5 protein-coding genes are annotated in these 4,393 nt (G+C 33.2%); 4 read left to right on the top strand and 1 reads right to left on the bottom strand.

From position 1 onward, the window contains the following. Window positions 1-25 precede the first annotated feature (25 nt). From G5B00_RS18085 to G5B00_RS17625, 4 genes are all read left to right on the top strand, one after another. A complete protein-coding gene (locus tag G5B00_RS18085; RefSeq protein ID WP_205966470.1) occupies window positions 26-412 on the top strand; it encodes a hypothetical protein in 387 nt (128 codons plus the stop codon). Between the two features lie 23 nt (window positions 413-435). Next, a complete protein-coding gene (locus tag G5B00_RS17635; RefSeq protein WP_163878734.1) occupies window positions 436-1,353 on the top strand; it encodes an NYN domain-containing protein in 918 nt (305 codons plus the stop codon). A 171-nt stretch (window positions 1,354-1,524) separates the two neighbouring features. Beyond that, window positions 1,525-2,307, top strand: coding sequence for an aminoglycoside 6-adenylyltransferase (locus G5B00_RS17630; protein ID WP_163878731.1), 783 nt, complete (start codon window positions 1,525-1,527; stop codon window positions 2,305-2,307). A 186-nt stretch (window positions 2,308-2,493) separates the two neighbouring features. Further along, on the top strand, window positions 2,494-3,591 hold the full coding sequence (locus G5B00_RS17625) for a nuclease-related domain-containing protein (RefSeq protein ID WP_163878728.1): 1,098 nt from the start codon (window positions 2,494-2,496) through the stop codon (window positions 3,589-3,591). A 263-nt stretch (window positions 3,592-3,854) separates the two neighbouring features. Here the strand turns inward: G5B00_RS17625 and G5B00_RS17620 are convergent. After that, a partial coding sequence (locus G5B00_RS17620) for a hypothetical protein (RefSeq protein WP_163878726.1) occupies window positions 3,855-4,393 on the bottom strand: 539 nt, incomplete at its 5' end.

Below are 4,393 nucleotides of genomic sequence, written 5' to 3'. Positions count from 1 at the left end.
GCAGTAATTTTAAAACGACAGCGGTATGAAATTTTACAATCTTGACACAGAATTTACCTTTGGGAAGTTTCAAGGTAATACAGTTAGACAAGTAATTGAAATACAATCATCATATATTGATTGGTGTGCATTGAATCTTGACCACTTTTATATTTCTGACGAAGTAATAGAAGAAATAAAAACCATTAAGCCAGATTTCAAATTATCTGACGAAGGAATGCAAAAACTGAATGAAAAATATGAAGCTTGGGAAACCCAACAGCAACGTAGTCACAATGATTACGACTACTACCAACAAGAGTCCTATGGGGAATATGCAGGTTCGTATGCACAGGATGTTGAAGGTTTGAGTGACGACTTTATTAATGATGTATTAGATGGAGAACCTGACGCTTACTGGAATATTGACTAACAAAAACTAAAGAATAAAATCAAATGGCAACAGAAAGAGATTTAAACTTAACACGAATTGGTGTTTTCTATGACGGCAACTACTTCTTGCACGTTAGTAATTATTACAACTACACACACGAGCGAAAAAGTCGTTTAAGTGTTGCAGGACTTCATCATTTTATAAGAAATCAAGTAGCTCAACAAGAAGGCACGGACGAAAGGTTGTGCCAAATCGTAGATGCTCATTACTTCAGAGGTCGTTTAAATGCTTTTGAAGCTTCAAATCAAGGAAATTCGCTCTACTATGACAGAGTTTTTGATGACATTTTAAGTTCAGAAGGTGTCACAACCCACTACTTACCTGTAAAGACAAATCAAAGTGGTGTTCGCCAAGAAAAAGGAATAGATGTTTGGTTAGCACTTGAAGCATTTGAATTAGCTTTCTATAAAAGATTCAATGTTTTGGTTCTAATCGCTTCTGACGGTGATTATGTGCCGTTAATCAGAAAGCTAAACACATTAGGAACAAGAGTAATGGTGTTAAGTTGGGATTTTGAATATACTAATGCTTACGGAACAAAAATGATAACAAGAACGTCACAAGACTTACTTGAAGAAGTTACTTATCCTGTTGCGATGCACGAAATAATTGATAATCGAGTAAGAAAGAATGAACCACTAATTAATGGGCTTTTTGTTCCCCAAACAAAACAAAGAATATTTGAAAAAACAAATGTTAAAACCACAACTGCACCTACAGAGAAAAAAAGTTCCATTATGACGCTTAAAAATGGGTTTGGCTTTATAAAATATCCACCTAATAATTTATTCTTTCATTATCAAAATCTTGTTGGAGTAGATTTTAATGACTTAGCTGTTGATGATGAAGTTCTGTTTACAATTTCAAAAAATGACAAAGGCGAAGATGTTGCTATTAACGTTAAACTTGTAGAAGATTAAAAAACTACTGCTAACAAGGTATTACCAAAAGCGGGGATGAAGTTCTTCGATTAAACATTTGTGCAAGGTTCAACATTAGTAATTCTATTGAACTTTAGTGCTAAAAATCCCCGCCTTCGGCAATACCCGAAACGTTATAGGCAACCTTAAAAACACACAGTAACTAACAAAATGATACAACGAGAATTCGCTGACAAAGCCAAGACAATTTTAGAGCCAGACGACAATGTAATCGGTTTGGCTGTTGCAGGCTCGTGGCTGACAAATGAAATTGACGAGTTTTCTGACCTTGACCTTATTCTTGTTACAAAGCAAAAGATTTCTAACGACAAAAATCTAATGTTTGACTATGCAAAAAGATTAGGAAATTTTCTATCAGGATTTACAGGAGAACACGTTGGAGAACCAAGAGTTTTAATTTGTCTTTTTGACAAGCCACTTTTACACGTTGACATAAAATTTGTAACTCTTGAGGAGTTTCATTCACGTATTGAAACACCTATACTGCTAATTGACAAAAGTGGACAACTTGAAAAGGCAATTAGTAATTCAGAACCAAAATTTCCATATCCAGACTATCAATGGATTGAAGACCGATTTTGGACGTGGATACATTATGCTTTGCTAAAAATCGGACGTGGTGAATATCTTGAAGCATACGATTTTATGGGATTTTTAAGAATGGTTATTTTTGGGCCCTTGCTTCACATCAAAAATGACAATTTACCACGTGGCGTTAGAAAGGTAGAAAAGGAATTAGACAGCGAAGATTTAGCAAAACTAAAACTTACAATTCCAACATACGACAGACAATCATTATTAGACAGTTTGAGAAATGCTGTATCGTTATACAGACAACTCAGAATAGAACTGTTTGACAACAATGTGAGTTTGCAAAATGACACAGAAAAAAAAGTAATGAATTATTTTGATGAAATTGAGAACAGAAAATAAACGAAAGGCTGCCTATAACATCGGTTTGGCAATATGGCGGCTGAAGTGCTTCTATGAAACATTTGTGCAAGGTTCAACAGCAGTAATTCTATTGAACTTTTGTGCTAAAAACCCGCCACATCGCCAAGCCGAAAAACGTTACAGGCAATAAGTAGCGACATCCTACAATTAATATCGGCAGACAGAATGAGCAGAACATATAACACAATTGGTTCACTGACGACTTTAAAATCACATTTAGAAGAAAACAATATTTATGACTTTAAATCACTAAAAGAAGTTATTGATTTTCAAAGCTCATTTTCAATTTCCAGACAGCAATTAATTTCTCATCATAAAAACCTAATCGAGGAAGAAAAAAACTTGCTCAATGCGGAGTTGAAAAACTTAGAAACAGAAATAGAAACACAACGACAGCAGACAGAACAAATATTGACAGACGAAATTGACAATCTAAAACAAAAGCTTAATATTTCAATAAGCGATACCCCGACAAATTTATTTCAGAAAATATCCAAGAATTTAAGACATTGGAACTATAAAAGAAAAATCAACCAAAAAGAAAAAGAATTTGATAGTAAGGTAAAAATGACAATTAGCTACCTTGTTGACAATTACCAAAGTAAAAGCAATCGCTATCAATTTATAACTTCAAATTTTGATGAAGCTGTAAAACAGAGTGCTCATCATTCTTTATCAGAACTTGAAAGAAAAAAAGCTATAATAGACAATCTAAACAGTTTCATTTATGGTGCTTTAGGAGAACAAAAAGTAGTTAAGGCATTAGAAAATCTGTCTGACGAATATTTTTTGATAAATGACTTTTCGGTTTCATTTTCAACGGCAATCTATAACAGACAGGAAAATGATTACATAAAGTCAGTTCAAATTGACCACATTCTTGTCTCACCATCAGGAATATTTCTAATTGAGACCAAGAATTGGAGTGAAAAATCTTTGGAAAGTTTGAGTTTACGTTCACCTGTTCAACAAATAAGAAGAACAAGCTTTGTTTTATTTAAGTTACTTAACAATGAAATGAGCAATTATCATCTACGTTTAGACAGACATCATTGGGGCGACAGAAAAATATCAATCAAAAACCTTATTGTAATGACGAATACAAAACCAAAAGAGGAATTTCAGTATGTAAAAATATTAACTTTAAACGAGCTTCTTGGATATATAAACTATTTCAAACCAACATTTTCAATTAATGAAACACAACGAATTGCGGACTTTTTATTAAGTATAAATGAACAAAAAGTAATTCAAACAAAATGACGAACAGAAATCTTACTGCCTGTAACAAGGTATTGCCAAAAGCGGGGCTAAAGTGCTAAATTCAAGATTTGTACTTCTATCTCCGCCAAAAACGAATTTTATTCGTTTTTTATTTTTAAATTTAACTCACAAAAATTCGTTTTGGCTCGCCTCGGTGCAAAATCGAAACTTTCAGCTTCGATTTCCCCGCCTTCGGCAATCCCCAAAACGTTAGCGGTTATTGTAATAGAACAAATCTTAAAAACAGCTATAAAAGAGTTCTTTTAAATGATTGAAACATAAATGCCTTTCTTTGATTCCTCTGATGAAAATCTCATCATCTGTTTTGGAATACCGATTAGCCAAACGAAAAACCAAGCAATTACAGTAGGATTTTTTATTGCAAGTAAAATTGCAATGTATTTATTTTGAAAATAATCCGGGATTAAATTTCCTATAACTTGTTCAAGGAAAAAATCGAATATTAATGTAGCTATAAACATGAGTATTATTTGAAAAATTAAATTTACCCACCTGTATTTTACAAATGATTTTACTCGTCTCCATCGTTCTTTTTTCTTAACCTCCCTTAATTTTCTATCTTGAGAAATAGCAAACTTTATAATAAGCCACAATAGCAATAAGCGCGTTCCTTCAGTAAATATTTCCAAGAGAATAAGTGTTGTTGTGGATAAATCTGGTTCGAAAAACAAGAGGATGAAACGCTCAACCGCAGGGATTAAAGAGAGCCCTGCGATAATTTTAAAATGTTTAAGATAAAAATGAAATGCCCAATGGGGCACCTCGATGGCAGCTTTTAAGT

It is taken from the genome of Parapedobacter sp. SGR-10 (assembly GCF_011030405.1).
In the GTDB taxonomy this organism is placed as follows: domain Bacteria; phylum Bacteroidota; class Bacteroidia; order Sphingobacteriales; family Sphingobacteriaceae; genus Sphingobacterium.
Note: the sequence above shows the minus strand (reverse complement) of the source record. Positions and strands in the feature narration are given on the sequence as shown.

Coding starts and splice junctions, on each gene's coding strand:
- G5B00_RS18085 (WP_205966470.1), top strand. CDS start 26: ATGAAATTTTACAATCTTGACACAGAATTTACCTTTGGGAAGTTTCAA.
- G5B00_RS17635 (WP_163878734.1), top strand. CDS start 436: ATGGCAACAGAAAGAGATTTAAACTTAACACGAATTGGTGTTTTCTAT.
- G5B00_RS17630 (WP_163878731.1), top strand. CDS start 1,525: ATGATACAACGAGAATTCGCTGACAAAGCCAAGACAATTTTAGAGCCA.
- G5B00_RS17625 (WP_163878728.1), top strand. CDS start 2,494: ATGAGCAGAACATATAACACAATTGGTTCACTGACGACTTTAAAATCA.